General features: G+C 54.9%; 2 tRNA genes and 2 rRNA genes. All 4 read right to left on the bottom strand.

The features are described 5' to 3' along the window. Nucleotides 1-2,153 (bottom strand): 23S ribosomal RNA (locus tag N790_RS04610); the annotation flags it as partial. Nucleotides 2,154-2,382: 229 nt separating this feature from the next. Beyond that, nucleotides 2,383-2,458: transfer RNA gene (locus N790_RS04605), tRNA-Ala, on the bottom strand. Between the two features lie 7 nt (nt 2,459-2,465). Next, nucleotides 2,466-2,542: transfer RNA gene (locus N790_RS04600), tRNA-Ile, on the bottom strand. Nucleotides 2,543-2,613: 71 nt separating this feature from the next. Next, a 16S ribosomal RNA gene (locus N790_RS04595) occupies nt 2,614-3,474 on the bottom strand; the annotation flags it as partial.

Raw genomic sequence — 3,474 nt, 5'->3', positions numbered from 1 at the left:
GGTATTTCAAGGATGGCTCCATGCGATCTGGCGACCACACTTCATAGCCTCCCACCTATCCTACACAGACGAACTCAACGTTCAATGTAAAGCTATAGTAAAGGTTCACGGGGTCTTTCCGTCTTGCCGCGGGAACGCTGCATCTTCACAGCGATTTCAATTTCACTGAGTCTTGGGTGGAGACAGCGCCGCTGTCGTTACGCCATTCGTGCAGGTCGGAACTTACCCGACAAGGAATTTCGCTACCTTAGGACCGTTATAGTTACGGCCGCCGTTTACCGGGGCTTCGATCAAGAGCTTCGCCTTGCGGCTAACCCCATCAATTAACCTTCCGGCACCGGGCAGGCGTCACACCCTATACGTCCACTTTCGTGTTTGCAGAGTGCTGTGTTTTTGATAAACAGTCGCAGCGGCCTGGTTTCTGCGGCCTTCCGGGGCTCGACAATGCATATTGCCACCCTGGAAGGCGCACCTTCTCCCGAAGTTACGGTGCCATGTTGCCTAGTTCCTTCACCCAAGTTCTCTCAAGCGCCTGAGAATTCTCATCCTGCCCACCTGTGTCGGTTTACGGTACGGTCTGCGTGACCTGAAGCTTAGAGGCTTTTCCTGGAAGCGTGGTATCAGTGACTTCGCCCGATAGGGCTCGTCTCGGTGCTCGGCATAAATGGGAGCGGATTTGCCTACCCCCAATGCCTACCGCCTTTCCCCGGGACAACCAACGCCCGGTACACCTAACCTTCTCCGTCCCCCCATCGCAGTCACGCGAGGTGCTGGAATATTAACCAGCTTCCCATCGACTACACCTTTCGGTCTCGCCTTAGGGGCCGACTCACCCTGCGTCGATTAACGTTGCGCAAGGAAACCTTGGGCTTTCGGCGTGCGGGCTTTTCACCCGCATTATCGTTACTTATGTCAGCATTCGCACTTCCGATACCTCCAGCGGACTTCTCAATCCACCTTCAACGGCTTACGGAACGCTCCTCTACCGCGCACACAAAGTGTGCACCCTAAGCTTCGGTATACCGCTTAGCCCCGTTAAATCTTCCGCGCAGGCCGACTCGACCAGTGAGCTATTACGCTTTCTTTAAAGGATGGCTGCTTCTAAGCCAACCTCCTGGCTGTCTGTGCCTTCCCACATCGTTTTCCACTGAGCGGTAATTTGGGGACCTTAGCTGTAGGTCTGGGTTGTTTCCCTTTTCACGACGGACGTTAGCACCCGCCGTGTGTCTCCCGTGTAGTCTGTCTTGGTATTCGGAGTTTGCAATGGTTTGGTAAGTCACAATGACCCCCTAGCCATAACAGTGCTCTACCCCCAAGAAGATTCGCACGAGGCGCTACCTAAATAGCTTTCGAGGAGAACCAGCTATCTCCGGGTTCGATTAGCTTTTCACTCCTAGCCACACCTCATCCCCTACTTTTGCAACAGGAGTGGGTTCGGGCCTCCAGTCGGTGTTACCCGACCTTCACCCTGGGCATGGCTAGATCACCCGGTTTCGGGTCTACTGCATGCGACTATGCGCCCTATTCAGACTCGGTTTCCCTTCGCCTCCCCTATACGGTTAAGCTCGCCACATACAGTAAGTCGCTGACCCATTATACAAAAGGTACGCAGTCACCGAACAAGTCGGCTCCCACTGCTTGTACGCACACGGTTTCAGGTTCTATTTCACTCCCCTCTCCGGGGTTCTTTTCGCCTTTCCCTCACGGTACTGGTTCACTATCGGTCGGTCAGGAGTATTTAGCCTTGGAGGATGGTCCCCCCATATTCAGACAGGGTTTCACGTGCCCCGCCTTACTCATCATCATCTGCGTGGCCCTTTCACATACAGGGCTATCACCTTCTATGGCCGGCCTTTCCAGGCCGTTTTGCTAGAACCATGCAGACTTCAGGGCTGGTCCCCGTTCGCTCGTCACTACTGGGGGAATCTCGGTTGATTTCTTTTCCTCTGGTTACTTAGATATTTCAGTTCACCAGGTTCGCTTCGTACAGCTATGTATTCACTGCACGATACCGCCGAAGCGGTGGGTTTCCCCATTCGGACATCTCCGGGTCAATGTCTGTTGCCGACTCACCGGAGCTTTTCGCAGGCTGCCACGTCCTTCATCGCCTCTGACCGCCAAGGCATCCACCGTGTGCGCTTATTCGCTTGACCATATAACCCCAAGTCGCCTCAGGGTTAAACGTTGAGCGAATAGTTCAACGATTAACTTCAATAGAGTCCTCTTACGGACTCCGCCTTAGCCTCTACGACACGTCTTGATGACAGTATTTCGTCTCAAACGCTCGCTACTTCCCATGTTTTCAAAGAACACGATGCCGGCCTCTAAGCCAGATCGATAAACTTGTGTGCGCGCTGTCATTCCACTTGCGGCCGGCCCAACTGGTGGAGCCAGTCGGGATCGAACCGACGACCCCCTGCTTGCAAAGCAGGTGCTCTCCCAGCTGAGCTATGGCCCCGTGAAGTTGGTGGGTCTAGGAGGACTCGAACCTCCGACCTCACCCTTATCAGGGGTGCGCTCTAACCACCTGAGCTACAGACCCAGGCCGGATCACGTGATGTGGAATGCAGGAAACTTGTGCGGACGCCTGTAAAGGCGAACTCGTCATGCTCAAAAGGAGGTGATCCAGCCGCACCTTCCGATACGGCTACCTTGTTACGACTTCACCCCAGTCATGAATCACACCGTGGCAAGCGTCCCCCTTGCGGTTAGACTACCTGCTTCTGGTGCAACCCACTCCCATGGTGTGACGGGCGGTGTGTACAAGGCCCGGGAACGTATTCACCGCAGCAATGCTGATCTGCGATTACTAGCGATTCCGACTTCACGGAGTCGAGTTGCAGACTCCGATCCGGACTAGGATGGGGTTTCTGGGATTGGCTCCGCCTCGCGGCCTCGCGACCCTCTGTCCCCACCATTGTAGTACGTGTGTAGCCCTGGCCGTAAGGGCCATGATGACTTGACGTCATCCCCACCTTCCTCCGGTTTGTCACCGGCAGTCTCCTTAGAGTTCCCGACATTACTCGCTGGCAACTAAGGACAAGGGTTGCGCTCGTTGCGGGACTTAACCCAACATCTCACGACACGAGCTGACGACAGCCATGCAGCACCTGTCTCACGGTTCCCGAAGGCACTCCTCTATCTCTAAAGGATTCCGTGGATGTCAAGGCCAGGTAAGGTTCTGCGCGTTGCATCGAATTAAACCACATACTCCACCGCTTGTGCGGGCCCCCGTCAATTCCTTTGAGTTTCAGTCTTGCGACCGTACTCCCCAGGCGGCGAACTTAACGCGTTAGCTTCGACACTGAGCTCCTAATTGAGCCCAACGTCCAGTTCGCATCGTTTAGGGCGTGGACTACCAGGGTATCTAATCCTGTTTGCTCCCCACGCTTTCGTGCCTCAGTGTCAGTGCTGGTCCAGGTGGCCGCCTTCGCCACAGATGTTCCTCCCGATCTCTACGCATTTCACTGCTAC

The organism is Arenimonas malthae CC-JY-1, assembly GCF_000747075.1.
GTDB lineage: Bacteria > Pseudomonadota > Gammaproteobacteria > Xanthomonadales > Xanthomonadaceae > Arenimonas > Arenimonas malthae.
This window is presented reverse-complemented; position numbering and strand designations above follow the sequence as displayed.